Origin of the sequence: Sphingopyxis fribergensis (assembly GCF_000803645.1) — a bacterium.
Taxonomy (GTDB): Bacteria; Pseudomonadota; Alphaproteobacteria; order Sphingomonadales; family Sphingomonadaceae; genus Sphingopyxis; species Sphingopyxis fribergensis.
On the sequence record NZ_CP009122.1, the window covers coordinates 1,935,645 to 1,960,723 of the forward strand.

The 25,079-nt window shown below is 64.5% G+C and carries 20 protein-coding genes; 10 read left to right on the forward strand and 10 right to left on the reverse strand.

The genetic code is table 11. The features are described from left to right. Nucleotides 1-27 precede the first annotated feature (27 nt). Nucleotides 28-1,116, forward strand: coding sequence for a PA0069 family radical SAM protein (locus SKP52_RS09000; protein WP_187337289.1), 1,089 nt, complete (start codon nt 28-30; stop codon nt 1,114-1,116). On the opposite strand, the gene SKP52_RS09005 is transcribed toward SKP52_RS09000, so the two are convergent. The 9 genes from SKP52_RS09005 to tpiA form a co-directional block, all read right to left on the reverse strand. Then, nucleotides 1,113-2,717 (reverse strand): long-chain fatty acid--CoA ligase, encoded by a 1,605-nt coding sequence (locus SKP52_RS09005; protein ID WP_039574103.1) that lies wholly within the window; start codon nt 2,715-2,717, stop codon nt 1,113-1,115. The two genes, SKP52_RS09000 and SKP52_RS09005, sit on opposite strands and share 4 nt — an antisense overlap. A gap of 211 nt (nt 2,718-2,928) precedes the next feature. Beyond that, nucleotides 2,929-6,414 (reverse strand): DNA polymerase III subunit alpha, encoded by a 3,486-nt coding sequence (gene dnaE, locus SKP52_RS09010; RefSeq protein WP_039574106.1) that lies wholly within the window; start codon nt 6,412-6,414, stop codon nt 2,929-2,931. 152 nt (nt 6,415-6,566) lie between these two features. Next, a complete protein-coding gene (locus SKP52_RS09015; RefSeq protein ID WP_039574109.1) occupies nt 6,567-7,043 on the reverse strand; it encodes a glutathione peroxidase in 477 nt (158 codons plus the stop codon). A gap of 27 nt (nt 7,044-7,070) precedes the next feature. After that, nucleotides 7,071-7,748: an ABC transporter ATP-binding protein gene (locus tag SKP52_RS09020; RefSeq protein WP_039574112.1), complete on the reverse strand. Its 678-nt coding sequence runs from the start codon at nt 7,746-7,748 to the stop codon at nt 7,071-7,073. Further along, nucleotides 7,741-8,991 carry a lipoprotein-releasing ABC transporter permease subunit gene (locus SKP52_RS09025; RefSeq protein ID WP_039574115.1) on the reverse strand — a complete coding sequence of 417 codons (1,251 nt, stop codon included), beginning with the start codon at nt 8,989-8,991 and terminating at the stop codon, nt 7,741-7,743. Before SKP52_RS09025 ends, SKP52_RS09020 begins: the two co-directional genes overlap by 8 nt. Before the next feature lie 524 nt (nt 8,992-9,515). Next, nucleotides 9,516-10,199, reverse strand: coding sequence for a Crp/Fnr family transcriptional regulator (locus SKP52_RS09030; RefSeq protein ID WP_039574118.1), 684 nt, complete (start codon nt 10,197-10,199; stop codon nt 9,516-9,518). Between the two features lie 26 nt (nt 10,200-10,225). After that, nucleotides 10,226-11,857 carry a CTP synthase gene (locus tag SKP52_RS09035; protein WP_039574121.1) on the reverse strand — a complete coding sequence of 544 codons (1,632 nt, stop codon included), beginning with the start codon at nt 11,855-11,857 and terminating at the stop codon, nt 10,226-10,228. A 108-nt stretch (nt 11,858-11,965) separates the two neighbouring features. Beyond that, entirely contained in the window at nt 11,966-12,412 is a 447-nt protein-coding gene (gene secG, locus SKP52_RS09040; RefSeq protein ID WP_039574124.1) for a preprotein translocase subunit SecG, read from the reverse strand. A 70-nt stretch (nt 12,413-12,482) separates the two neighbouring features. Next, on the reverse strand, nt 12,483-13,235 hold the full coding sequence (gene tpiA / locus SKP52_RS09045) for a triose-phosphate isomerase (RefSeq protein WP_039574126.1): 753 nt from the start codon (nt 13,233-13,235) through the stop codon (nt 12,483-12,485). Nucleotides 13,236-13,414: 179 nt separating this feature from the next. On the opposite strand from tpiA, the gene SKP52_RS09050 reads away from it, so the two are divergent. From SKP52_RS09050 to lexA, 9 genes are all read left to right on the forward strand, one after another. After that, the gene (locus tag SKP52_RS09050) at nt 13,415-15,361 is read left to right on the forward strand and encodes a peptidylprolyl isomerase (RefSeq protein WP_039574128.1); all 1,947 of its coding nucleotides are present in this window, start codon (nt 13,415-13,417) and stop codon (nt 15,359-15,361) included. A gap of 4 nt (nt 15,362-15,365) precedes the next feature. Then, nucleotides 15,366-16,883 (forward strand): anthranilate synthase component I family protein, encoded by a 1,518-nt coding sequence (locus SKP52_RS09055; protein WP_039574131.1) that lies wholly within the window; start codon nt 15,366-15,368, stop codon nt 16,881-16,883. A 35-nt stretch (nt 16,884-16,918) separates the two neighbouring features. Then, nucleotides 16,919-17,983 carry an alpha/beta fold hydrolase gene (locus SKP52_RS09060; protein WP_039574135.1) on the forward strand — a complete coding sequence of 355 codons (1,065 nt, stop codon included), beginning with the start codon at nt 16,919-16,921 and terminating at the stop codon, nt 17,981-17,983. Between the two features lie 151 nt (nt 17,984-18,134). Next, nucleotides 18,135-18,725, forward strand: a complete 591-nt coding sequence (locus SKP52_RS09065) for an anthranilate synthase component II (RefSeq protein ID WP_039574138.1) — start codon at nt 18,135-18,137, stop codon at nt 18,723-18,725. Next, on the forward strand, nt 18,722-19,720 hold the full coding sequence (gene trpD, locus SKP52_RS09070; protein ID WP_039574141.1) for an anthranilate phosphoribosyltransferase: 999 nt from the start codon (nt 18,722-18,724) through the stop codon (nt 19,718-19,720). The genes SKP52_RS09065 and trpD overlap by 4 nt, the downstream gene beginning before the upstream one ends. Continuing rightward, nucleotides 19,717-20,511: an indole-3-glycerol phosphate synthase TrpC gene (gene trpC / locus SKP52_RS09075; RefSeq protein WP_039574144.1), complete on the forward strand. Its 795-nt coding sequence runs from the start codon at nt 19,717-19,719 to the stop codon at nt 20,509-20,511. Before trpD ends, trpC begins: the two co-directional genes overlap by 4 nt. Beyond that, entirely contained in the window at nt 20,508-20,978 is a 471-nt protein-coding gene (gene moaC / locus SKP52_RS09080; RefSeq protein WP_039574147.1) for a cyclic pyranopterin monophosphate synthase MoaC, read from the forward strand. Before trpC ends, moaC begins: the two co-directional genes overlap by 4 nt. Then, nucleotides 20,975-22,165 (forward strand): molybdopterin molybdotransferase MoeA, encoded by a 1,191-nt coding sequence (locus SKP52_RS09085; protein WP_039574151.1) that lies wholly within the window; start codon nt 20,975-20,977, stop codon nt 22,163-22,165. The genes moaC and SKP52_RS09085 overlap by 4 nt, the downstream gene beginning before the upstream one ends. Nucleotides 22,166-22,230: 65 nt before the next feature. Continuing rightward, a complete protein-coding gene (gene lexA / locus SKP52_RS09090; RefSeq protein ID WP_039574154.1) occupies nt 22,231-22,908 on the forward strand; it encodes a transcriptional repressor LexA in 678 nt (225 codons plus the stop codon). On the opposite strand, the gene SKP52_RS09095 is transcribed toward lexA, so the two are convergent. Next, nucleotides 22,862-25,021 (reverse strand): ComEC/Rec2 family competence protein, encoded by a 2,160-nt coding sequence (locus tag SKP52_RS09095; protein WP_039574157.1) that lies wholly within the window; start codon nt 25,019-25,021, stop codon nt 22,862-22,864. The two genes, lexA and SKP52_RS09095, sit on opposite strands and share 47 nt — an antisense overlap. Nucleotides 25,022-25,079 lie beyond the last annotated feature (58 nt).

Here is a 25,079-nt window from a genome sequence, read left to right on the forward strand (position 1 = left end):
TTCTTGCTCGAGGTTTAACCTTCTCGGGTGGAATCGACGAAACCCCTCCCCCCAATCGCAGGCCGCGGTGCGCCCACGAACTTGCGGCCGACGCGCACCGGGGCGGCCGAGCGCGTCGCCGACGGCGACTGGCTCGACGCGGCCGTGGACGTGGATGGCGACGCCCCGCCGCTGCGCACGACGGTGACGGTCGAACACCCCAAGACGATCATCTCGCGCAACACATCGCCCGACATCGGGTTCGACCGCTCGATCAACCCGTATCGCGGCTGCGAGCATGGCTGCATCTATTGCTTCGCCCGCCCGACGCATGCCTTTCACGACCTGTCGCCCGGCCTCGATTTCGAAAGCAAACTGTTCGCCAAACCCGATGCGGCCAAGCTACTTCGCGCCGAACTGGCGAAGCGCAACTACGCTGTCGCGCCGCTGGCCATTGGCACTAACACCGACGGCTATCAGCCGATCGAGCGCGAATGGGGAATCACGCGTTCGGTTGTCGAAGTCCTCGCCGAAACGCGCCACCCGCTGATCATCACGACCAAGTCTGACCGGGTGCTCCGCGACATCGACCTGCTCGCGGACATGGCGCGTGACAATCTCGTCGGCGTGGCGGTTTCGGTGACCTCGCTCGACCCCGAAATCGCACGCACCCTAGAACCGCGCGCGCCGCACCCGCGCCGTCGTCTCGCAGCGATCCGCCAGCTGATCGACGCAGGGGTGCCGACACAGGTCAATATCTCGCCGATCATTCCCGCGATCACCGATCACGAGATCGAGGCGATCATGGCGGCAGCGGCTGAGGCGGGGGCGATCCGCGCGTCCTACATCTTGATGCGCCTGCCCTACGAGGTTGCGCCGCTCTTCCGGGCCTGGCTCACCGCTCATTATCCCGACCGCGCCGACAAGGTGATGCATATGGTGCAGGACATCCGCGGCGGCCGCGACAACGATCCCGATTTCTTCACACGCATGAAGGGGCAAGGCGTCTGGGCACAACTGATCCGCACCCGCGTCAAGCGCGCGGCACGCGAACATCGCATGGACCGGAAGTTTCCGCCGATCCGTAGCGACCTGTTCAAACCGCCCGAGCGCGATGGTCAGATGGAGCTGTTCTAGGCGGCCGCCAGCGACTTCAGCTTGTAATCCTTATAGTCGTCCCGGATCTGACGTTTCAAAATCTTGCCCGTCGCGGTGTGCGGCAGTTCGTCAACGAACACGACCTCATCAGGTAGCCACCATTTCGCGACCTTGTCCTTGAGGTATTCGATGATCGCCGCCTCGCTCGCCTCTGCGCCGGGCTTCTTGACGATCAGCAGGATCGGCCGTTCGTCCCATTTGGGGTGATAGACGCCGACCGCCGCCGCCTCCTGCACCCCCGGCGCGCCGATCGCGGCATTTTCGAGCTCGACCGAGCTGATCCATTCGCCGCCCGATTTGATGATGTCCTTGGCGCGATCGGTGATCTGCATGACGCCGTCGCGGTGCAGCACCGCAACGTCGCCCGTGTCGAACCAGCCGTTGGCATCGGCGGCATCGGTATCGGCTTTGAAGTAACGCTGGATGATCCAAGGGCCGCGACACTGCAACCGCCCACTTGTCGCTCCGTCGCGCGGTAACTCTCTGCCCTCGTCGTCGACAATGCGCAGTTCGACCCCGAAAGGCGGGCAGCCCTGCCGGCATACGATGTCGACCTGTTCGTCGAAGCTCATTTCATCCCAGTTCCACGGCCGCTTGCCCATCGTTCCGATCGGGCTCGTCTCGGTCATCCCCCATGCGTGCCCCACTGCAATCCCTGCCCGCATGAAACGCTCGATCATCGCGCGCGGCGCTGCCGATCCGCCGATGATCACGCGCTCCAACTTGCCATAACCGATGCCGGTCGCATCCATATGCGCAAACATCGCGATCCACACGGTCGGCACGCCGGCGCTGTGCGTCACGCCCTCGTCGTGCATCAGATCGCAAAGCACCTTAGCGTCATTCGTCGCAGAAAACACCAGTTTGGATCCGACCGTCGCTGCCGCAAACGGCACACCCCAGCTGTTGGCATGGAACATCGGCACGATGGGCAGGATCACGCTGCGGTTCGACAGGCCGAAGACGTCGGGTTGGATCTCGGTGATCGCATGGATAACGTTCGAGCGATGCTCGTACAGCACGCCCTTCGGGTTGCCCGTCGTCCCGCTCGTGTAGCAAAGCCCGACCGGATCGCGTTCGTCGAGTTCGACCCACTCGAATCTGCCGTCCTCGGCATCGATCAGGTCGCGATATGACAGATAGCCTTCGCGCGCGGGGGCATCGAAAAATATGAAATGCTCGACCGTCGGCAACTGCGACCGAAGCCGCTCGACGATGGGCAGGAACATGGCGTCGAACAGCAAAACGCGGTCGCCGGCATGGTTGATGATATAGATCAGCTGCTCGTCGAACAGCCGCGGGTTCACCGTGTGAAGGACCCCCCCGACACCCGCGCTGCCGTACCAGCTGACAAGGTGATGACCGTGGTTCATCGCCAGCGTCGCGATGCGATCGCCCTTGTTTATCCCCATCTTTGTCATCGCAGCGGCGAAGCGGCGTGCATCGGTTCCGACCTCGCCCCACGTCGTCCGCGTCATGCTGCCATCCGCCCAGCGCGACACGATCTCGCGCCCCGCATGCTCGCGCGCGGCATGATCAATCAGGCTGGTGACGAGTAACGGCTGGCCCTGCATTCCCATAACGGCATCCTCTTTTGGTTTTGCCTAGGGATAAGGCCGCAAAGGGTCGCGGTGCAAGGGGCCAAACCAAAAACAACCGCTCTTGCCAAGCGGGAGGGCTCGTCACACATCCTTTCGGCCGGACCACAGGGTCTCTGCGATTTAATCGAGCATGCCGCCCATGTGGGACACATCAGTCAGGTCGTCTTCCGCTTTGCCATGCGAGCCCCGCCTAGCGCACCCGGAAATCGCGTTGCCCAACGAGCGACAGCGCCGCTTCGGTCACGCCGGCGACCATATCGAGGCGCGATACGGTGTCAGGGCCGAGGGCAAACCCACGACCCAGCTCGATACGAATATCCTCGTCGGTCAGCGGATCGCGCGTGGCGATGATGACCTTTCCGCGGGCATCTTCGCGTTTTTGTAGGAAGCGTGCGATTTCGGGGATCGCGTCGGGCAGCTCGACCCTGCACGTCAGCTGCAGCGCGGCCGTCGCGGCCATGTCGACGAGCGATTGCGCACCGCGCACCGTCACGCGCGGCGTTTCCTCGCCCTCGAGCAGGTCGAGTTCGACCGACAGGATCGCGCAGCCGCCGTCGGCCGCCAGCGCTTCGAGCGTCTTGCTCGCGATCTCGTCGAAACAGCTCGACTGGAATTGCCCGCTGCGATCTGACAGCGTCAGGTTGAGGAAACGATTGCCGCGCTGCGACATGCGTGGCCGCGCGCTTTCGACCATGCCCGCCATCACCATCGGAATGCGCGTTCCTGGCGTCATTTCGACATTGGCGCAGATATCGCCATAGGATCGCGCACCGCGCGCCGAGATGATCGCTTCATATTGTTCGACCGGATGCGACGAGAAATAGAAACCGAAGGCGTCCTTCTCGCGCGTCATCCGCTCGGCGAGCGTCCACGGTTCCGCCGCAGGCAGTTGCAGTGACGGTGCGATTGCGATGTCGCCGCCGAACAGGCCGCCCTGCCCCGTCGACCGTTCGTGCGCCGAACTGTTCGCGCAGGCGAGCAGGCTCTCGGCGCCTGCAAAGGCGCGCGGACGGTCGGGCTCGATCGGATCGAACGCCCCCGCGCCTGCCAGCGCCTCGATCTGCCGCCGATTGAGCAGCTTCGGGTCGATGCGGTTCGCAAAATCGTCGAGCGACGCGAAATCGCCCTTGGCGCGTTCGGCGACCAGCGCCTCCATCGCCTTTTCGCCGACCCCCTTGAGCGCGCCGAGCGCGTAGCGCACCGTCAGCCCCTCATCGCTTCGCCCGACCGAGAAATCGGCCTCGCTGTCGTTGACCGAAGGCGGCGAGATCCCGACGTCGAGCCGTCGCATATCGTCGATGAAGATCGAGAGCTTGTCGGTCTGGTGGCTGTCGAACGACATCGATGCGGCGAAAAACTCATGCGGATAATGCGCCTTCAGCCAAGCCGTCTGGTACGACAGCAACGCATAAGCGGCGGCGTGGCTTTTATTGAAGCCATAGCCCGCGAATTTGTCTATCAAGTCGAACAGCTCGTTCGCGGCCTTGGGGTTGATCTGGTTATGCTCACCGCAACCCTTGACGAAGGTGTCGCGCTGCGCGTCCATCTCGGCCTGAACCTTCTTGCCCATCGCACGGCGCAAAAGGTCGGCGCCGCCAAGGCTGTAGCCAGCCAGGATCTGCGCCGCCTGCATCACCTGTTCCTGATAGACGAAGATGCCGTATGTTTCGGCGAGGATGCCTTCGAGCAGCGGATGCGGATAGGCGATCGGCTCGCGCCCGTTCTTGCGCGCGCCGAACAGCGGGATATTGTCCATCGGACCCGGCCGATAGAGCGCGACGAGCGCGATGATGTCGCCGAAATTGGTCGGCTTCACCGCCGACAGCGTGCGACGCATGCCTTCGGATTCCAGCTGAAAAACCCCGACCGTCTCGCCGCGCTGGAGCAGCGCATAAACTTCCTCATCGTCCCACGCGAGCGTATCGAGATCGACGTCGATACCCCGCAGCGCGAGCAGGCGCTTCGCCTCCTTGAGCACCGACAGCGTCTTGAGCCCCAGGAAGTCGAACTTAACCAGCCCCGCCGTCTCGACATATTTCATGTCGAACTGTGTCACCGGCATGTCCGAACGCGGGTCGCGATAGAGCGGGACGAGCTGGTCGAGCGGCCGGTCGCCGATCACCACGCCCGCAGCGTGCGTCGAACTGTGCCGCGGCAGGCCTTCCAGCTGGCGTGCCATGTCGAACAGGCGGCGCACGCCATCGTCCTGCTTATATTCGGTCATCAACTCGCTGACGCCGTTGAGCGCGCGTTCGAGCGTCCACGGGTCGGTCGGGTGGTTCGGCACCAGCTTCGCCAGCCGGTCGACCTGGCCATAGCTCATTTGGAGCACGCGGCCTGTATCCTTCAGCACCGCCCGCGCCTTCAGCTTACCAAAGGTGATGATCTGCGCGACAGTATCGCGGCCATATTTCTCCTGCACATAGCGGATTACTTCGCCGCGCCGCGTTTCGCAGAAGTCGATGTCGAAGTCGGGCATCGAAACGCGTTCGGGGTTGAGAAAACGCTCGAACAGCAGGCCGAGCTTGAGCGGGTCGAGGTCGGTGATCGTCAGCGCCCAGGCGACGACGCTGCCCGCCCCCGAACCGCGCCCCGGACCCACTGGAATATCGTGATTCTTCGCCCATTTTATGAAGTCGGCAACGATCAGGAAATAGCCGGGAAAGCCCATCTGGACGATGACACCGACTTCGAATTCGAGCCGCTCGACATAAGCTCGGCGCTCGTCATCGGTCAGGTTGGGATAATGCGCGAGCCGGGCTTCTAGCCCGTCGCGCGCGTCCTGCGCCAGCTGCGCCGCCTCGCCCTCGCGGTCGCCGGCAAGGCTCGGCAGGATCGGTGCGCGCTTCGGCGCCATGAACGCGCAGCGCTGTGCGACCACCAGCGTGTTGTGGATCGCCTCGGGCAGGTCCGAGAAAGCATCTTCCATCGCCTCGGCGGGCTTCAGCCATGCTTCGGGGCTCGAAACACGCCGGTCTTCGCTCTCGACATAGGCCGATTGCGCGATGCACAGCATCGCATCGTGCGCCGCATGAAAGTTGGGTTCGACGAAATTGGCGGGGTTCGTTGCGACGATCGGCAACGCGCGCGCATAGGCCAGATCAATCAACGCGGCTTCGGCGGCGATTTCGGTCGCATCGCCGCGCCGCGACAGCTCGATATAGAGCCGACCGCCAAACAGCGCTTCCAATTGCTCGATATAATCGTCGGCGGCCGTCTTCTGCTCGCCCGCGAGCAACCGTGCGAGCGCACCCTCGCCGCCACCGGTGAGGCAGATCAGCCCGTCGGTCTTGCCCGCGATATCGGACAGCAGGACATGCGGGTCCTGATCGACCGGGCGGCCGAGATGCGCCGCCGAGACCAGCGCACACAGATTATCATACCCCCGATTGTCCTGCGCATAGAGCGCGAGCCAGTCGATCAACGGGGCGCCGTTGGCGAGCCGCTGTCCGGGGCGTGCGACGCTCAGCAGCGTGCCGACGATCGGCTGCACGCCTGCCGCCTTACACGCATCGCCAAAGGCCATGACACCGTAAAGCCCGTTACGATCGGCCACAGCAATCGCGGGAAAGCCGCGCTCGCGAGCAGCCTTGGCAATCAGCTTGGGCTCGATCGCCCCTTCGAGCATCGTGTAGCTGGAAAAGACGCGCAGGGGGACAAAGGGGCTATAGGCCATCGCCGGAACGCTAACGCCCCGCAGATGATTCGACCATCGATTCGATTCACAAAAACGTCATTGCGATGAGCCGGAGGCGACGCGGCAATCCAGAGCGGCCCAAACCGCCCCTAGATTGCTTCGCTCCGCTCGCAATGACGGGATTTGCAACACTAACCGAGCAGTTCCTCAATCTCTTTGCGCAGTTGCTCGGGCTTCGTCGTCGGCGCATGACGCGACACGGTCTTGCCGTTGCGATCGACCAGGAATTTGGTGAAATTCCACTTGATTCCGCTGCCGAGCAGACCGGTCTTTTCCTTCTTCAAATACCTGAAGATCGGATCGGCATCGTCGCCATTAACATCGATCTTGGCCATCAACGGGAAACTGACGTCATAGGTGAGCGAGCAGAAATTCGCGATTTCTGCGGCATCGCCGGGTTCCTGCGCGCCGAACTGGTTGCACGGAAACGCAAGTATCTCGAGCCCGCGATCCTTATAGTCGCGATACAGCTCCTCCAGCCCTTCATATTGCGGGGTGAAGCCGCATTTCGATGCGGTGTTGACGATCAGCAGCACCTTGCCGCGATAATCCGCCATCGATTGCGTACCGCCGCCGGGCAGCTTCGCCGAAAGATCGTAAAGTGCCATATTCCGTCCCCTGCTATTGGCCTCAGCCTAAGCCTCGATGCGCCCGTCATGCAAGCGCAGCACGCGATCCATCCGGGCGGCAAGCCGTTCGTTATGCGTCGCGACGAGTGCGGCCGATCCATGATCGCGCACCAGCTTGACGAACTGGTCGAACACCCGGTCGGCCGTCGCCTCGTCGAGGTTACCCGTCGGCTCGTCGGCGAGCACCAGCAACGGGCGGTTGGCCAGCGCGCGCGCCACGGCGACGCGCTGCTGCTCGCCGCCCGACAGCTTGCTCGGCTTGTGATGCAGCCGTTCGGCGAGCCCGAGCCGTCCGAGCAGATCGGCGGCGCGTTCCTCGGCTTCCGCCTGCCCCGCGCCGCGGATCAATTGCGGCAGCACGACATTCTCGATCGCGTTGAAATCGGGAAGCAGGTGGTGGAATTGATAGACGAACCCGATCTTCTCACGCCGCGTCTTCGTCCGCGCGCCCTGTTCAAAGCGCGTCACATCCTCTCCATCGATGCGGATCGTACCGCCGAACCCGCCTTCGAGCAGGCCTACCGCCTGCAGCATCGTCGACTTGCCCGACCCCGATGGCCCCAGCAGTGCGACGATTTCGCCGCGTCGCAACGACGCATTGACGCCGCGCAGCACTTCGATGGTGACGTCGGCCTGCGTGAAGCTGCGTTTGAGGTCGACCAGTTCCAGCGCGATATCACTCATAACGCAGCACCTGCACGGGGTCGGTATTGGCGGCCTTGTAGGCGGGATAGAGCGTCGCGAGGAAGCTGAACACGATCACCATGATGACAATCGCAGTGATTTCGACCGGATCGGGTTTCGACGGCAATTCGGTCAGAAAGCGGATCGACGGATCCCAGAGGGGCTGACCGGTCAAAAACTCGACCCCGCGCAGCACGCCTTGCCGAAAATAGAGCAGCGAAAAACCAACGACCATGCCGGCGATTGTTCCCGCAATGCCGATCGAAAGCCCGATCGCCATGAAGATGCGCATCACGGAATCGCGCGGCGCGCCCATCGTGCGCAGGATCGCCATGTCGCGCGTTTTTGCGCGCACCAGCATGATCAGCGACGAAATGATGTTGAACGAGGCGACAAGAATGATCAGCGACAGGATCACGAACATCGCGACGCGCTCGATCGACAGCGCCTCGAACAAGCTCGCGTTCATTGATCGCCAGTCGGACACCACCGCCTTTGCCGCCACCTTTTCGGCGAGCGGCTGCAATATCTCGCCGACCTTGTCGGGGTTGGTGGTCTTGACCTCGATCATCTGCACCTGATCGCCGGTGAGCAGCAGCAATTGCGCATCCTCCATCGGCATCACGACATAGGCCTTGTCGAAATCATAGACGCCGATCTCGAAAATCGCCGACACGCGGTAACTGATCTCGCGCGGCACCGTGCCGAAGGGCGTCGAACGCCCAGCGGGGTTGATGATCGTCAGGTTCGACCCCACCGTGGCGCCCAAATTGCGGGCGAGTTCGCTGCCGATCGCGACATTACCCGATCCAGAGGTCAGTGAATTGAGGCTACCCTGAAGGACCTTGCCGTTCAGCGTCTCGTTCTTGCGGATGTCTGGCACGGTCATGCCGCGCACCAAAATCCCTTCGACGCGTCCGCTATAGGTGCCGAGCAAGGGCTGCTCGATCAGCGGCGTCGCCGACACGACGCCCGGGGTCGCCCTCGCCTGTTTCAGGACATCCTGCCAGTCGTCGATCCGCCCGCCAAAACCTTGCACCACCGCATGGCCGTTCAAACCGACGATTTTGTCGAACAGGTCGGAACGAACGCCGTTCATCACGCTCATCACGATCACCAGCGCCGCGACACCGAGCATGACCGCCGTGAAGCTGAACGCCGCAGCAACGAAGATGAACCCTTCGCCGCGCTGCGGAAGCAAATAGCGTTTGAAGATGGTGCGTTCGTACGGACGCAGGATCATGGAGCGGTGTGCCTTTGCGGCGCATGGGAAATGACACGCATGTGGGCCGCTTTAAGCACCGCCGACACCGCTGGCAATGGCCCCCGGCACGACCTAAAACTGCAAATGATTTGCGATAATGTGTTGCCCATCGGCCACAGCGCGAAGCAAAAGCAGGGCCAAGTCCCCGTCAGAGGGTGACAAAGGCCCCCAGTAGACCTACCCACCTTGCTTCTGGTTCAACGCGGCCCAAAGGCCCGGCTCCAGGGAGTGCAGACCTTTCGCCGGGTCTGCAACAAAGGGGGATGGCGAGTGTTCGTCACACGCGCCCGGGTCTTGGAAACGAGGCCCGGGCGTTGTGATTCCGGTGAGGCTCGATTTAGCGGGACGACCGCTTTGGGGTGGTGAGCTGCCATTCCCAACCTTCGTCATTCCCGCGAAAGCGGGAACCCAGCGAGCTACCGTTGCTACTGGGTTCCCGCTTTCGCGGGAATGACGAAGTGAGGGCGGGGACAGAGTCAGCAACCGGTCGCTAGCTGCGGTTTCTACCCTTCGCTCTCGCTAATATCTTCCAGCATGACGGCATCGAGCACCCGCACACGGCCCTGTTCGAGCGAAATCACGCCCGATTCCTCCCAGCTCTTGAGCTGACGGTTGATATGTTCGCGGCTCATGCCCGCAAAATTCCCAAGCTCGGTCTGGCTCAGCTCGACGCGCTGGGACGCCTCGACATCCTTGCGAATCAAGCGCTTGAGGTAGCGCGCAAGCCGCGGGCCCGACGCGTAAGCGCGGTCGCTCTCGATCGTCTGGTCGGCGGTCCGCAGCCGCCGCGCGAGCTGTTGCATCAACGACCAGGCGAATTCGGGATGGCTGGCGGCAAAATCCTTGAGCGCATTTCGGCCGAGTTGCAACGCGCTCCCCGCGCTCGTCGCGGTCACCGATGCGGTGCGTTCACCCCCGTCAAGCAGCGCGATTTCGCCCAAAACCGCGCCGGGTTCGGCATAAGCGAGCACGATTTCACGCCCGCCCGAGGTCAGCATCGACACACGCGCGGTGCCTTGGGTCAGGATCAGCATCATGTCGCCGGGGTCGCCCTGGACGAGCAATTCCTTGCCCTTGACGAAATTGACGAGCACCGCACGGCTGCCGATTTCGGCCCAATCTTCGGCAGAAAGCCCGGAAAAGATGCTGTCGGGGCCCTGCAATTCGGCGAGTTTCGCGTGATCCATGGCCCCTACACCCCTTTTATCCGGCGCTAGACCAGCCGGCTCTGTTTCACCGCCGCTTCGATGAAACCCGCAAACAAGGGATGCGGATCGAACGGCTTCGATTTGAGTTCCGGATGGAACTGCACCCCGATAAACCACGGATGGTCGGGGCGCTCAACGATTTCCGGCAACATGCCGTCGGGCGACATGCCCGAAAAGACGAGACCGCCCTTCTCCAGCCGCTCGCGATAGGCGTTGTTGACCTCATACCGATGGCGATGCCGCTCGCTTATGTCGTTCGCGCCATAGATGGTCGCGACATGGCTGTTCGGCGACAGCTTTGCCTCATAGGCGCCCAGCCGCATCGTGCCGCCCATGTCGGTATCGGCGCCGCGCTTCTGCAAGCCTTCGGCGCTCATCCACTCGGTGATCATGCCGACGACGGGCTCGTCAGTCGGGCCGAATTCGGTGCTCGACGCGTCGGCGATGCCGCTCGTGTTCCGCGCGCCCTCGATGCACGCCATCTGCATGCCGAGGCAGATGCCAAAGAAGGGCACACCCCGTTCGCGCGCGAAGCGCACGCTCGAAATCTTGCCTTCGGAGCCGCGCTCGCCGAACCCGCCGGGCACGAGAATGCCGTGCATCGGCTCAAGATTGGCGGCCAGATCCTCGTCGCGTTCGAACATTTCGGCGTCGAGCCAGCGGATATTGACCTTGACCCGGTGCGCCATGCCGCCGTGGACCAGCGCTTCGTTGAGCGATTTATAGGCATCGGGCAACGACACATATTTGCCGACGACGCCGATCGTGACCTCGCCTTCGGGATGCTGTTTGCGGTCCATGATGTCGTACCAGCGGGACAGGTCGGGCGCGGGCGCATCGTGGATGCCGAACGCGCGCAGAACCTCGCCGTCCAGCCCCTCGCCATGATATTGGACCGGGACCGAATAGATGCTGTCGGCGTCAAGCGCCGGGATCACGGCTTCCTTGCGGACGTTGCAGAAGAGCGCGATCTTCGCGCGCTCGGTTTCGGGCAGCGGTTTTTCGCAGCGGCAGAGCAGGATGTCGGGCTGGACGCCGAGCGAGGCGAGTTCGCGCACGCTGTGTTGCGTTGGCTTGGTCTTCAGCTCGCCCGCGGCGGCTATATAGGGCACCAGCGTGACGTGGACCGAAATCGCGTTTTCGCGTCCTTCTTCATTCTTAAGCTGGCGGATCGCCTCGATGAAAGGCAGCGATTCGATATCGCCGACCGTGCCGCCGATCTCGCAGAGCACGAAATCGAGGTCGTCGATCTCGGCGCGCGCAAATTCCTTGATCGCATCGGTGACGTGCGGAACGACCTGCACCGTCGCGCCAAGATAGTCGCCGCGGCGTTCCTTGGCGATGATGCCCTGATAGATGCGGCCCGAGGTGACATTGTCGCTCTGCCGCGCCGCAACGCCGGTAAAGCGTTCATAATGCCCAAGGTCGAGGTCGGTTTCGGCGCCGTCGTCGGTCACATAGACCTCGCCGTGCTGATAGGGCGACATCGTCCCCGGATCGACGTTCAGATAGGGATCGAACTTCCGGATACGGACGCGATAGCCGCGCGCTTGCAACAAAGCCGCGAGGCTAGCCGCCATCAAACCTTTGCCAAGCGAGGAGACCACGCCGCCGGTGATAAAAATGAACCGCGCCATGGGAGGAAAGACTTACTCAACGGGAGGGGGACGGCGCAAGCCGTCGAATCGCATCCGGCGGAAATTATTTCCGCCGGGCGGGCTGAAGGTGGAGGCCGAAGCCGCCGGTTATTTCTTGGCGGGCGGTGCCTGTGCCGGAGCCGGAGCGGCTTCCGGGCTGGCCGCGGCAGCGGCGGCGGCGGCCAGCGGATCGTCGCTCGCCACGGCGGGGGCGGCGGGCGTCCCCTGGGCGGGCGGAGCCGCGCCGGTCAGGGACGAAGAGCCGCTCGTCTGCGGCTGCGCGGTTTTCGACAACGACGTGTCGATCGTCGAACCGCTACGGCCAACCGAGGCCATGGCCGCAAGCAGGATCGACAGCGCGACGAACGCCGTCGCCAGGATCGTCGTCGCCCGGGTCATGAAATCGGCCGCGCCGCGCGCCGAAAGCAGGCCCGCAGGACTGCCACCGACGCCCAGGCCACCACCTTCCGACTTCTGCATCAGAATGACGCCGATCATCACCGCAGCAACGAGCGCCTGCAGGACAAGTACGAAGGTGAAGAGACTGGACATCATATTTTCCCGAACTTGCGCGACCTCAAACGGACCGCGCCCGCGGCGCACATAGAGACGAAGGGGCCTCGCTTCAACCCGCGAGTGTCGCCGCCGCCGCAATGATCGGCACGAACTTTGCGGCCGTCAGGCTCGCGCCGCCGACCAGCGCGCCGTCGACGTCGCCGGCGTCGAGCAGTTCGGCGGCATTCTCGCCATTGACCGACCCGCCATAGAGAATGCGCATATCCTCCGCCGCGTCGCCGAAACGCGCCGCCAGCGCCCCGCGGATGGCGCCATGCATCGCGGCAACATCGGCGACGGTAGGCACCAGCCCGGTTCCGATCGCCCAGATCGGTTCATAAGCGATGGCAAGGCTTTGCGCGTCGAAATGGTCGGGCACCGATCCAGCAATTTGCGACAGCACATAATCGATCGCGCCGCCGGATTCGCGTATTTCGCGCGGTTCGCCGACGCACAGGATGACCGAGAGCCCCGCCTCGAGGCCCGCTTCGGCCTTTGCGCGCACATCGGCGTCGCTTTCGGCGAAGCCTTCGCGTCGCTCGCTATGCCCGACGATGACGACGCTCGCGCCGATATCGGCCAGCATCTGCGCGGCGACCGATCCCGTGAAGGCGCCCGAGACGGCGCTATGGCAATCCTGCCCACCGATTGCCTTACCCGGCGCTGCCGCGGCCATCGCGCCGATCAGCGTGAAGGGCGGACAAATCGCGACATCGACCATGGGATGACCGTCCGCCGCAGCAAAGATCGCCTGCGCCTCGCCGAGTGCGTCCGACAGACCGTTCATTTTCCAGTTGCCGACCACATATTTGCGCCGCGCCATCCCTATCTCTCCCGTTGTTCGAACCTTGCCCGTGCCCTAGCGGCGCGCAGGGCCGATAGGCAAGCCGCGTCGCACGCGCATGAAAAGCGCCTTTCCAGCCTTGATGCGGCACCGCCTCCCGCCTAAAGCAGCGCGCAACCGCGCCTGACCCGCGCCCTGCCGGAAAGAATGCCCGTTCCATGATTACCGCCATCCGCGCCATGTTTTCCTCGACGATCGGCAAATTCCTTGCCCTCGGCTTCGTCGTCCTCGTCGGGCTCGCCTTCGCGCTCGGCGATGTGACGGGCAATTCGAGCTTTGGCGGGATCGGCGGCGCGAATGTCGCCAAGGTCGGCAGCGAACAGATCGGCGTAGGCGAATTGCGCGAGCGCGCGCGGCAGGCTTATGATCAGGCGCGCCAGCAGCAGCCGGGTCTCACCATGGCTGCCTTCGTCGAATCGGGCGCGCTCGACGAGGTGCTCGATCAGCTAGTCGAAGGGCTCGCGTTCGACCAGTTCGCGACCGACATGGGTTTCAGCGTCAGCAAGCGCCTCATCGACGGGCGCATCGCCGACCTGCCCGCCTTTGCCGGCGTGTCGGGGAAGTTCGATCAGAAGGTCTTCGAGAATTTCCTGCGCCAGAACGGCCTCACCGAAACCCAGCTTCGCCGCGACCTGCGCCAGCAGCTGCTCATCGAACAGCTCGCCGCGCCGATCGCCACGATGCCGCGCATCGCACCGGGGATGGCGCAGCCTTATGCCGCTCTGTTGATGGAACAGCGGCGCGGACAGGCAACCTTCATACCGGCAAGCCCCTTCGCGCCGACCGCCGACCCCGGCGATGCCGCGCTCAAGACGTTCCTGTCCCAAAATGCGACAAAGTTCACCGTCCCCGAACGCCGCGTCATCCAATATGCGCTTTTCGACCGCAGCGCGGTGCCGGTTCCGGCGGTCACCGACGCCGAAGTCGCCAAGGTCTACAAGGACAATGCCGCGCAATATGCCGCGAGCGAAACCCGCCGCTTCGCGCAGGTGATCGTTCCTGACCAAGCAGCGGCAACGGCGCTCGCTGCCAAGGTTCGAGGCGGCACCTCGCTCGCCGCCGCCGCACAGGCGGCGGGCCTGTCGGCCTCGACCACCGGCGACCTCACCCAGTCGGCCTATGCCGCAACGAGCAGCGCCGCTGCCGCCAAGGCTGCTTTCGCCGCCAAGCGCGGCGACCTGATCGGCCCGACGCAGACCGGCCTCGGCTGGACAGTTGCGCGCGTCGAGGATGTCACTGCGAAACCCGCGCGCAGCCTTGCCGACGCCACCCCTGAAATTCGCACCGAGCTTGCCAAGAACAAGGCGAACGAAGCGATCGTCGATTATTATAACGCGCTTCAGGACGCCGTGAACGGCGGCGCCGCGGTCGAGGAAGTGGCGGCAGATCGCAAGCTCCAGCTTGTCGAGACGCCCGCGCTTCTGCCCAGCGGTCGCGCGCCCGCACAGCCCGCTTTCGCACCGGCACCTGAACTCGCCCCCCTTGTCGCGCAGGCTTTCCAAGCCGCAGGTGAAGGCGAAGCGCATATCGCAACGCTGGTCGAGAATGAGAAATTCGCGGTCTATGCGGTGAAATCGATCACGGCTGCGGCTCCCCCGCCATTCGCGCAGATCCGAGGTGACCTGCTCAGCGAATGGCGCTTTGCCGAAGGGCAGAAGGTTGCCCGCGGCAAAGCGCGCGCGATCGTGAAGGCTGTCGAGGGCGGCAAGAGCCTCAGCGAAGCTGTCGCGGCCGCTGGTCCCAATATCGGCAATGTCCAGACGATCGGCGGCCGCCGCGCCGAACTCGGTGCCGGCGGCAAGCCCGTTCCGCCCGAACTCGCGCTGCTCTTTTCGATGGCCAAGGGCAGTGTGAAGACGCTGGAAATCCCCGCCAATCGCGGCTGGATGGTGATCGCACTGAACGACGTTCAGCGCCCCGATCCCAAATCGATCGAGCCGCAGCGCGTTGCCGCGATCGCCCAGCCGCTCGCCCCCGCCTTCGGTAACGAGCTGATCGAACAGCTTTCCGCCGAGGCGAAGCGCCGCGTCGGGGTGACGATCAACAAGAAACTCGTCGACCAGCTGCGCGCTGAGCTGACCGGCACCACGCCGGTCGTCGAATAGACGGGTGAGTCTGGAGGGCAAAGCCGCTGCGCTCGAAGCGCTGGCCGGGGCGCGCGGCGCGGTCGTCTGGCAGCGGCTGATCGCCGACATCGAAACCCCAGTCTCGGCGGCGTTAAAGCTCATCGAGCCGGGGCGCGGCGACTGGGTGCTCGAATCGGTCGAAAGTGGCGAGACGCGCGGGCGCTACAGTCTGATCGGCCTCGACCCCGATCTGATGTTCGAGGTCACTGGCGAAACCGCGCGGATCAACCGCGACTGGCGCCGCGACCGTGACGCCTTCACCCCGCTTGCCGCCCCCGCGCTCCAGGCGCTGCGCGATCTCGTCGCCGAATGTCGCTTCGACGTGCCCGAAGGCTTGCCGAAAGCACTGGCAACGCTCGTCGGTTTTTTCGCCTATGAAACTATCGGCCTCGTCGAACGCATCCCGCGTGCGCTGGGCGGCGGGCTCGGCCTGCCCGACATGATCTTCGTGCGCCCGACGGTGGTCCTCGTCTTCGACCGCCTCGCCGACGAACTCTTCCTGATCGCGCCGATCTGGCCCGACCCCGCCGGAGCGATCGACCGGATGATCGAGGCGGCGCAGGACCGGCTGGACACGATCGCAGCGCGCCTTTCAAGCGTCAGCGCCCATGCCGACCGTGCTGCAACCGAAGCACTGCCCGCCGATATCGGCCCGAACGCGGTGACGCCGCCCGCCGAATTCGCGTCGATGGTCGCCAAAGCGAAAGATTACATCGCCGCGGGCGACATTTTCCAGGTCGTGCTGTCGCAGCGTTTCTCGACCCCGTTCGACCTGCCGCCCTTCGATCTTTATCGCGCGCTTCGCCGCGTGAACCCCTCGCCCTTCCTCTATTTTCTCGACCTCCCCGGCTTCGCGCTGATCGGATCGTCGCCCGAAATCCTCGTCCGGGTTCGCGATGGCGAAATCACCATTCGCCCGATCGCCGGCACCCGCCCGCGCGGCCGAACCAGCGCAGAGGATGTCGAAAACCGCGAATCGCTGCTTGCTGATCCCAAGGAGCGCGCCGAGCATCTGATGCTGCTCGACCTCGGCCGCAACGACGTGGGGCGCGCGGCTGTGGGCGGCAGCGTGACCGTCACCGACAGCTACACCGTCGAATATTACAGCCATGTCATGCACATCGTGTCGAACGTCATCGGGCGCATCGCCCCCGACAAGGACGCGATCGACGCCCTGTTCGCGGGCTTCCCCGCGGGCACCGTCAGCGGCGCGCCAAAGGTTCGCGCCTGCCAGATCATCGCCGAACTCGAAGCCGATGTGCGCGGGCCTTATGCGGGCGGCGTCGGCTATTTCGCCCCCGACGGCAATATGGACAGCTGTATCGTGCTGCGCACCGCGATCGTGAAAGACGGCGAAATGCACGTCCAGGCCGGCGCCGGCATCGTCGCCGACAGCGATCCCGCCTATGAACAGCGCGAGTGCGAAGCCAAAGCGGGGGCGTTATTTGCGGCGGCCCGCGAAGCGGTGCGGCTCGCGGGGACTCCGGGGTACGGGCAATAGCTTGACCTGATCGGGACGCGCGCTAGCGTCCCGCTATGCGCAAACTCCTCGCCCCGCTCGCTCTGCTGCTCGCCAGCGCTACCCCCGCCCATGCCCAGACCGTCGAGGGGGCCGCAGAAGGTGACGCAATCCTCAAGGATTTCACCTTCGCAACGGGCGAAAAGCTGCCCGAACTCAAGATGCATTATACGACGCTCGGGACGCCGCAGCGTGACAAAAAGGGTAATGTCACCAACGCCGTGATGATCCTTCACGGCACCGGCGGTACAGGCAAACAATTCTTCCAGCCGCAATTCGCGAACGAACTCTTCGGCCCCGGCCAGCCGCTCGACACGAGGAAATATTACATCATCCTGCCCGACAATATCGGTCACGGCGGCTCGTCGAAGCCGAGCGACGGGATGCGGATGACCTTCCCCAAATATGATTATGACGACATGGTCGGCGCGCAATACCGGATGCTCACCGAAAAGCTCGGCGTCCACAAACTCAAGCTGATCCTCGGCACCTCGATGGGCTGCATGCACGCCTTCGTCTGGGGGCAAACCCATCCCGATTTCGCCGAAAAGCTCGCACCCTTCGCCTGCCTTCCGGTCGAGATCGCGGGCCAGAACCGCATGTGGCGCACGCTCTCGATCGACGCGATCAAGGCCGACCCGTTGTGGAACGGCGGCAACTACATTAATCCGCCCGCATCGAGCCTGCGGACCGCCGCCTCGCTGACCATGATCGCAGGCGCCAACCCCTATGCGCTGCAGGCGCAATATCCGACGCGCGCAGCGGCAGAAAAATACAAGGACGAAGCCTTCGCGCGGACCTATGGCCGGAACGACGCCAACGACGTTATTTATCAGCTTGATAGCTCGCGAACCTATAATCCCTGGCCCAACCTGGAAAAGATCAAGGTGCCGATGCTGTGGATCAACTCGGCCGACGATTTCATCAACCCGCCCGCCTATGGCATCACCGAGAAAGCGGCAGCGCGCCTGCCGACGGCGAAGTTCATCCTGATCGCCGCGAGCCCCGAGACCAAGGGCCACGGCACCCACACCTGGGCGAAATTCTGGAAGGACGATCTGGCGAAGCTGATGGCCCAGTAACACAACCCCTCGTCATTCCCGCGAAAGCGGGAACCCAGTTGCAACCTCGGCTCGCTGGGTTCCCGCTTTCGCGGGAATGACGAAGGTGGGTTTGGGAGCCGAAAAGCTTCTATCCCTTCCCCAACTTCCCCAAAACCGTTAGTGCGCCCCCATGATCCTCGTCATCGACAATTACGACAGCTTCACCTTTAACCTTGTTCATTATCTGATCGAACTGGGCGCCGAGGTGCGTGTCGAACGCAACGACGCGCTGACCGCGTTGCAAGCGCTCGCGACCGGCGCTGATGCCATCCTCATATCGCCCGGCCCTTGTACGCCGAACGAAGCCGGAATCAGCCTTGATCTCGTTGCAGCCTGCGCCGATGCGCGACGGCCGCTGCTCGGCGTTTGCCTTGGGCATCAGGCGATCGGCCAGCATTTCGGCGGGACCGTCCAGCGCGGCCATCTGATGCACGGCAAGACCTCGCCCGTCTGCCACGACAACAGCGGCCTTTACGTCGGCCTGCCGTCGCCATTCCAGGCCACACGTTACCATAGCCTCGAAGTCGTTGATATTCCAGAAAAGCTGATAATCAACGCGACGAGCGACGACGGTGCGGTGATGGGCTTCCGCCATGCCGAGCTGCCGATTCACGGTGTGCAATTCCATCCCGAAAGCATCGCGACCGAGCATGGCCACGCGATGCTCGCGAACTTCATGGCAATCGCGGGATTGCCCATCGGCGCGCGGAAGGCGGCATGAGCCGTTTCGGGCCGTTTCCCGATCCGGCGCAGTTGCTCGATCACGACGAGGCCGAGGACGCCTTCGCGACGATGCTCGACGGCGGCGCGAGCGATGAGCAGGTTACCGAATTCCTGATCGCTCTGTCCGATCGCGGCGAAACGATGGTCGAAATCGCCGCAGCGGCGCAGGCGATGCGCGACCGGCTGATCCCCGTCGCAGCACCTGCGGGCGCGATTGACGTCTGCGGCACCGGCGGCGACGGTCATCATACGCTCAACGTCTCGACCGCCGTTTCGATCGTCGTTGCGGCGTGCGAAGTTCCGGTTGCAAAACACGGGAATCGCGCTGCTTCTTCCAAATCTGGCGCCGCCGACACGCTGGAGGCGCTCGGTCTCGACATGGAACGGGCCGACCGGCAAGCCGAGGAACAACTCGCCGACCTCGGCATCTGCTTCCTCTTCGCCGGAACTCGCCATCCGGCGATGAAGCGCATCATGCCGATCCGCAAGGCGATCGGTCGCCGAACGATCTTCAACCTGATGGGGCCGCTCGCCAATCCCGCGCGCGTCACGCGCCAGCTCGTCGGTATCGCCCGTCCCGCCTATGTGCCGGTCTATGCCGAGGCGCTGCACCGGCTCGGCACCGAACATTCGCGCGTCATTTCGGGCGACGAGGGGCTCGACGAGCTCTCGCTTGCGGGCGGCAACGAGGTTGCGGTGGTGATGCCCGAGGGGGTCCGGATGCAGCGCAGCGTTGCCGCCGATGCGGGCCTTCCGACACGCTCGCTCGCCGAAATTCGTGGCGGCGACGCTGAATATAACGCAAAGGCGCTTCGCCGCTTGCTCGAAGGCGAGCCAGGTGCGTATCGCGATGCCGTCCTCTACAACGCCGCCGAAGCGCTCGTTGTTGCGGGTGCGGCCGCAACGCTGATCGAGGGTGTCGAGGAAGCCGCCGAAGCGATCGACAAAGGCCTTGCCAACGCGCTTCTCAATTGCTGGATCGCGTATAAATGAACAAGCTGACCCAAATCCTCGCCACCAAGGCCGACGAAGTGACCGAGCGCCGCGCGCTGCGCACGCTGTCCGAACTTGACGCAATCGACGCCGGCCCGGTTCGCGGCTTCGCGGCGGCGCTTCAGGCCAAGATCGACGCGGGCGGTTTCGGCCTGATCGCAGAAATCAAGAAAGCGTCACCATCCAAGGGATTGATAAGAGATGATTTCGACCCTGCCGATCATGCGCGCGCTTATGCAGCGGGTGGAGCGGCTTGCCTGTCGGTCCTGACCGATGCGTTCTATTTTCAGGGACATGAAGATTATCTGGTCGCGGCGCGCGCCGCCTGCACCCTCCCTGCGCTGCGCAAGGATTTCATGGTCGACCCGTGGCAGGTCGCCGAAGCGCGCGCGATCGGCGCCGATGCGATCCTGATCATCGTCGCCGCGCTCGAGGATGGCGTGATGCAGGAAATCGAGGCCGCAGCGATCGAACGCGGCATGGACATACTCGTCGAAGTCCATGACGAGGCCGAACTCGATCGCGCGCTGACAAGGCTGACGTCGCGCCTCATCGGTGTCAACAACCGCGACCTCAGAACCTTCGAAACCGATCTGGGCGTCACAGAACGCCTTGCAAAGCGCGTCCCGCCCGGAACATTGCTCGTCGGCGAAAGCGGCATCGCCAGCCACGCCGATTGCGAAAGACTGGCGCGGAGCGGCGTCAAAACCTTCCTCGTCGGCGAAAGCCTGATGCGCCAGGACGACGTCACGGCGGCAACGCGCGCGCTGCTAACGGGCGCCGCCGCGTGACTCGCCCGACGCACCTCGACGAAAGCGGGGCTGCGTCGATGGTCGATGTTGGCACCAAGCCCGCCACGCAGCGCCGCGCGGTCGCGGGTGGGCGCATCACCATGTCCGCGGACGCGCTCGACGCGATCCGCAGCGGCAACGCGCCCAAGGGCGATGTTCTATCGACCGCGCGCATAGCCGGGATTATGGCCGCGAAGCGCACCGCCGACCTCATCCCGCTCTGCCATCCGCTTGCCCTGACCAAGGTCGGCATCGATTTCGCATGGGAAGAAAATGGCATCGCTGTCACCGCGACGGCGGCCACAACGGGCCCCACCGGAGTCGAGATGGAAGCGCTGACCGCCGCTTCGGTCGCACTCCTCACCCTCTACGACATGGCCAAGGCGCTCGATCGCGAAATGATCGTCGGCGATATTCGCCTGCTCGAAAAGAGCGGCGGCCGCTCGGGCGACTGGCGCGCCGGATGACGGGCCTGCTTCCCGTCGAGCAGGCGCAGGCACGGCTTTTCGCGCTTCGGGAGCCGCTGCCGCGCCAAAATATCAGCCTGTCCGAATCGCTTGGCCGCTATCTTTCAGACGATGTCCTCGCCCAGCGCGATCAGCCCGCCGCGCCGCTGTCGGCGATGGACGGCTACGCGATTCGTTTCGACGACCTACCGGGCCCGTGGGCCGTAATCGGCGAAGTGGCTGCGGGCGCCGCGCCCGATCGGGCGGTCAGTGCGCGCGAAGCGATGCGAATCTTCACGGGCGCGATGGTGCCCGCTGGCGCCGACACGGTGGTCGTGCAGGAAGATGTCGCCGTCGACGGCACGCACCTGAGGTTGACCGGCGATGGCCCGGGCACGCGCGGACGTCATATCCGCGAACGCGCCGCCGATTTCGCGAGCGGGGAGTGCCTGCTCCCCGCAGGAACGCGCCTGACCCCCGGTGCCATCGCCGCAGCGGCGATGAGCGGGGCGGGCGGGCTCGCCGTCGGAACGCGCCCAAGCGTCGCGATTATGACCACGGGTGACGAACTCGTCCAGCCGGGGCGCCCCCCCGCACCCGGCCAGATTCCGGACAGCAACGGCGTGATGCTCGCAGCGATGCTCGCAGGCGAGGTGCCCGAGCCGATCTTGCCGCATCACGTCCGCGACGACCGGCTGCTACTTTCCAAGGTTCTCAAAGATCTGGCGCGACGTCACGACGTCATCGTCACCGTCGGCGGCGCGTCGGTTGGCGATCACGACCATGTCCGCGGCGCGTTCGAAGACGCAGGCGGCCATATCGATTTCTGGCGCATCGCGATGCGTCCTGGCAAGCCGTTGATCGCCGGGACGATGGGCGATGCGATATTGCTCGGCCTGCCCGGCAACCCTTCGTCGGCCTTTGTCACCGCGACGCTGTTCCTTCTCCCGCTCATCCGCCATCTCGCCGGCGCGCGCGATCCGCTGCCCACCGTCCAACGGGCGCCGCTTGCCGAACCGTTGCCCGAAGGTGGCACGCGCCGCGATTACCTGCGCGCGCGCCTTGAAAATGGATATCTGACGCCGTTCCTCGGGCAGGAGAGCGGCCTGACCCTGCCGCTGGCTTCGGCGAACAGCCTGTTGATCCGCGAGATCGGCGCCCCGGCGCAGGACGCGGGCGCGATGGCGGACTATCTCGTCATCGCTTGACAAGTTCCGCTTTGTTCCACTATCGTTCTCTCTATGTCCGGAACTGGCATCATGGAGAACAACCGATGTTGACCGCCAAGCAGCACGAGCTGCTCCACTTCATCCAGCAACGTCTCGACACGAGCGGCATTTCGCCATCGTTCGAGGAGATGAAGGAGGCGCTGGGTCTGAAGTCGAAATCTGGCATACATCGCCTGATAAGTGCTTTGGAAGAAAGAGGTTTTCTCCGTCGTCTCCCCAATCGCGCTCGCGCGCTGGAGGTGCTCAAAGTGCCTGAAGCGGCAAAAACCGCTCCGCCGCGCGAAAATGTCGTGCCGCTGCGCAAACCCGCCCCCGCGCTGCGACCGATCGCCGCCAACGACATCGTCGAGGTGCCGCTGCATGGCAAGATCGCGGCCGGCGTGCCGATCGAGGCGTTCGAGGACCATAATAATCTGACGGTCCCCGCCGCGTTGCTCGGCTCCGGCGAACATTATGCGCTCGAAGTATCGGGCGACTCGATGGTCGAGGCGGGCATCTTCGACGGCGACTATGCGCTGATCCAGAAAGCGAGTACCGCACGCGAAGGCGATATCGTCGTCGCGCTCGTCGACGGACAAGATGCGACGCTCAAATATTTCCGCCGCGAAGGCCCGATGATCCGCCTCGATCCGGCAAACGCCGCCTATGAACCGCAGCGCTACCCCGCCGATCGCGTCATCGTGCAGGGGCGGCTGTCGGGACTGCTTCGTCGTTACCACTAAGCTGTTGCGGTAAACGCCACGGATGGCTGTCGCCCGCGCGCAGCGTGGCGACGGCCCCCGGTGTTTCGCCCAGATAGAGCGCCAGCCCGCCGGTTTCGGCCAGGCTGTCGCGATCGATGGTCATCCATCGCCCGACGCACTCGCGCGGCAGCCAGCGGTCGCTGATCACGACATCGGCGGCGGCACAGGCGGCCGCCATGTCGGCACCCTCGATCCGGTCGCGCCCGCGCGAGGCGAGGATGATGTAGCGTCGCGGGCCCTTTCCCTGGCTCCAGCGGCAGAAATCGCGATTGCATTCGACATGAGGGAGCTCGGTGAGCGCCGAGAAAGGAGCATCGACACCTGCGGCCTCGGCCATGCTGCCGCGCACAAAATCGCCCGCCCGGTCGCGAAGCAGCGCGTAGCTGCCACCGGGAATCGCCGCGGCGATATGGCGGCCGTCGCCGGTCACCAGCAGATCGGGACGCGGCTGGACGAGCAGCGCCGCCATTCCGATCGCCGACGGCAATGCGCCGGCGCGACGCCAGGGCGTGTTCCACAGCAGCAGCCAGAGACCGCCGAAGACTGCCAGGGCAAAGCCCCAGCGCGGAAACGTCGGCAAAGTCGCAACCGCACCCGGCGCGTTCGCAACGCCATGGGCCAGTCCGATCAGCGCGCTAAGCGCCTGTTCGGCAATCCACCAGAAGGGCGCGCCCAGTCCGACGCTGTCGAACAGCAAGGCGAGCGCCTCGGCGGGCATGATAACAAAGGTCGTCAGTGGGATCGCGACGACATTGGCGAGCGCGCCATAGAGGCCCGCCTTGTGGAAATGGAACAGTGCGATCGGAGCGAGCGCGACTTCGACGACAAGCCCGGTGACAAGCAGCCCTGCAATGGCGCGACCGAATCGCAGCAGCCACGATTCCTCGCGCCGCGCCAGAAAGCCGCGCATCGGGCGGCTCTCGTGCAGCGCGATGATCGCGGTGACCGCCGCAAAACTCAGCTGGAAACTAGGCCCCGCAAGCGATTCGGGCCGCCAGATCAGCACGACGAGCGCGCCCGCCGCAACCAGCCGCAGCGTCAGCGCCTCGCGCCCCATCAAAAAGGCGACAAGCACGAGCAGCGCGGCGATAAACGAGCGCAGCGTCGGCACTTCGGCGCCGGCCAGCCATGTATATCCACCGCCCGCAAGCGCCCCTGCCGCTGCCGCGAGGGGAAGGACATAACCCGCCAGCGCCAGCCGCCGGCTCAGCGCGAACAGCCGCATCGTCAGCAGCATCGCAAACCCGACGACGGCGGTCACGTGCAGCCCGCTGATCGACAGCAGATGCGCCAGTCCGCTGCGCCGCATCGCCCCCTCGTCGATTTCGCTGATCGCGCCGCGATCCCCCGTCACCAGCGCCGCAGCAATGCCGCCCGGCGATCCCGCAACCTGATCATGGATATGCGCGCTGAGCCGCGCGCGCAGAGGCGGTATCCCGCCCCAGCTGCCCGGCGCCCGCGAAACCTCGCCCAACACCGTCCCGACCGCCCCGATGCGGTCGAACCATGCGCGCTGCGCAAAATCATAGCCGCCGGGAAGGCTCGCCGTTGGTGGCGGCATCAGCCGCGCCCTGACCCCGATCGTCGCGCCATCGGTGAGGTCGGCCGCCTGTTCGCTGCGCAGCGTCAACCGCACGCGCGGCGGCAAATCGGCGCGGTTCCGCGGCAAAGCTATAATGCGAATTTGTCCCTTCGCAGGCAGCGGCTCGACGCGCTCGACGATCGCAGAAAATTCGGTCACCACCGGTGCCGCCAACACCGCCGCCGCGACCCATAGGGCGCGCGCCCAGATCAGCAAAACGCCCGCTGCCGTCACTCCGCACCCGATGACGATCAGCCGCCCGAGCCGGCTATGCCAGCCGATGAGCAGCCCCGCGCACAAGCCGCCTGCGAGCACGAACAGCAATCCCGTCCAGTGCGCCTCGGCGGGTAATGCGAACCATGCGGCGATACCGGTGCCGAGCGCAACGGGCAGCCAGAGCCCGACCCGCTCGCGCTCGGCCTCGAGCCGCGCTTCGAGCCCATCGGCGATCCGACACCAATGTATGACCCAAGCTCGCGCAATGGGCGTTTGAAGCAGCCTTGTCGCCATGCTAGGGGCTCCCCCGATCCCCGCCCAGAAGGGCGGCAAATTGAGTGAAAGAGGCCGC

Bases quoted from the DNA above. Each gene is read 5' to 3' on its own strand.
- trpD (WP_039574141.1), top strand. From the start codon at position 18,722: ATGAGCCGTTTCGGGCCGTTTCCCGATCCGGCGCAGTTGCTCGATCAC.
- lexA (WP_039574154.1), top strand. From the start codon at position 22,231: ATGTTGACCGCCAAGCAGCACGAGCTGCTCCACTTCATCCAGCAACGT.
- SKP52_RS09095 (WP_039574157.1), bottom strand. From the start codon at position 25,021: ATGGCGACAAGGCTGCTTCAAACGCCCATTGCGCGAGCTTGGGTCATA.
- SKP52_RS09050 (WP_039574128.1), top strand. From the start codon at position 13,415: ATGATTACCGCCATCCGCGCCATGTTTTCCTCGACGATCGGCAAATTC.
- SKP52_RS09030 (WP_039574118.1), bottom strand. From the start codon at position 10,199: ATGGATCACGCGAAACTCGCCGAATTGCAGGGCCCCGACAGCATCTTT.
- SKP52_RS09085 (WP_039574151.1), top strand. From the start codon at position 20,975: ATGACGGGCCTGCTTCCCGTCGAGCAGGCGCAGGCACGGCTTTTCGCG.
- trpC (WP_039574144.1), top strand. From the start codon at position 19,717: ATGAACAAGCTGACCCAAATCCTCGCCACCAAGGCCGACGAAGTGACC.
- secG (WP_039574124.1), bottom strand. From the start codon at position 12,412: ATGATGTCCAGTCTCTTCACCTTCGTACTTGTCCTGCAGGCGCTCGTT.
- SKP52_RS09060 (WP_039574135.1), top strand. From the start codon at position 16,919: ATGCGCAAACTCCTCGCCCCGCTCGCTCTGCTGCTCGCCAGCGCTACC.
- SKP52_RS09015 (WP_039574109.1), bottom strand. From the start codon at position 7,043: ATGGCACTTTACGATCTTTCGGCGAAGCTGCCCGGCGGCGGTACGCAA.
- SKP52_RS09020 (WP_039574112.1), bottom strand. From the start codon at position 7,748: ATGAGTGATATCGCGCTGGAACTGGTCGACCTCAAACGCAGCTTCACG.
- dnaE (WP_039574106.1), bottom strand. From the start codon at position 6,414: ATGGCCTATAGCCCCTTTGTCCCCCTGCGCGTCTTTTCCAGCTACACG.
- SKP52_RS09005 (WP_039574103.1), bottom strand. From the start codon at position 2,717: ATGGGAATGCAGGGCCAGCCGTTACTCGTCACCAGCCTGATTGATCAT.
- SKP52_RS09065 (WP_039574138.1), top strand. From the start codon at position 18,135: ATGATCCTCGTCATCGACAATTACGACAGCTTCACCTTTAACCTTGTT.
- tpiA (WP_039574126.1), bottom strand. From the start codon at position 13,235: ATGGCGCGGCGCAAATATGTGGTCGGCAACTGGAAAATGAACGGTCTG.
- SKP52_RS09025 (WP_039574115.1), bottom strand. From the start codon at position 8,991: ATGATCCTGCGTCCGTACGAACGCACCATCTTCAAACGCTATTTGCTT.
- SKP52_RS09035 (WP_039574121.1), bottom strand. From the start codon at position 11,857: ATGGCGCGGTTCATTTTTATCACCGGCGGCGTGGTCTCCTCGCTTGGC.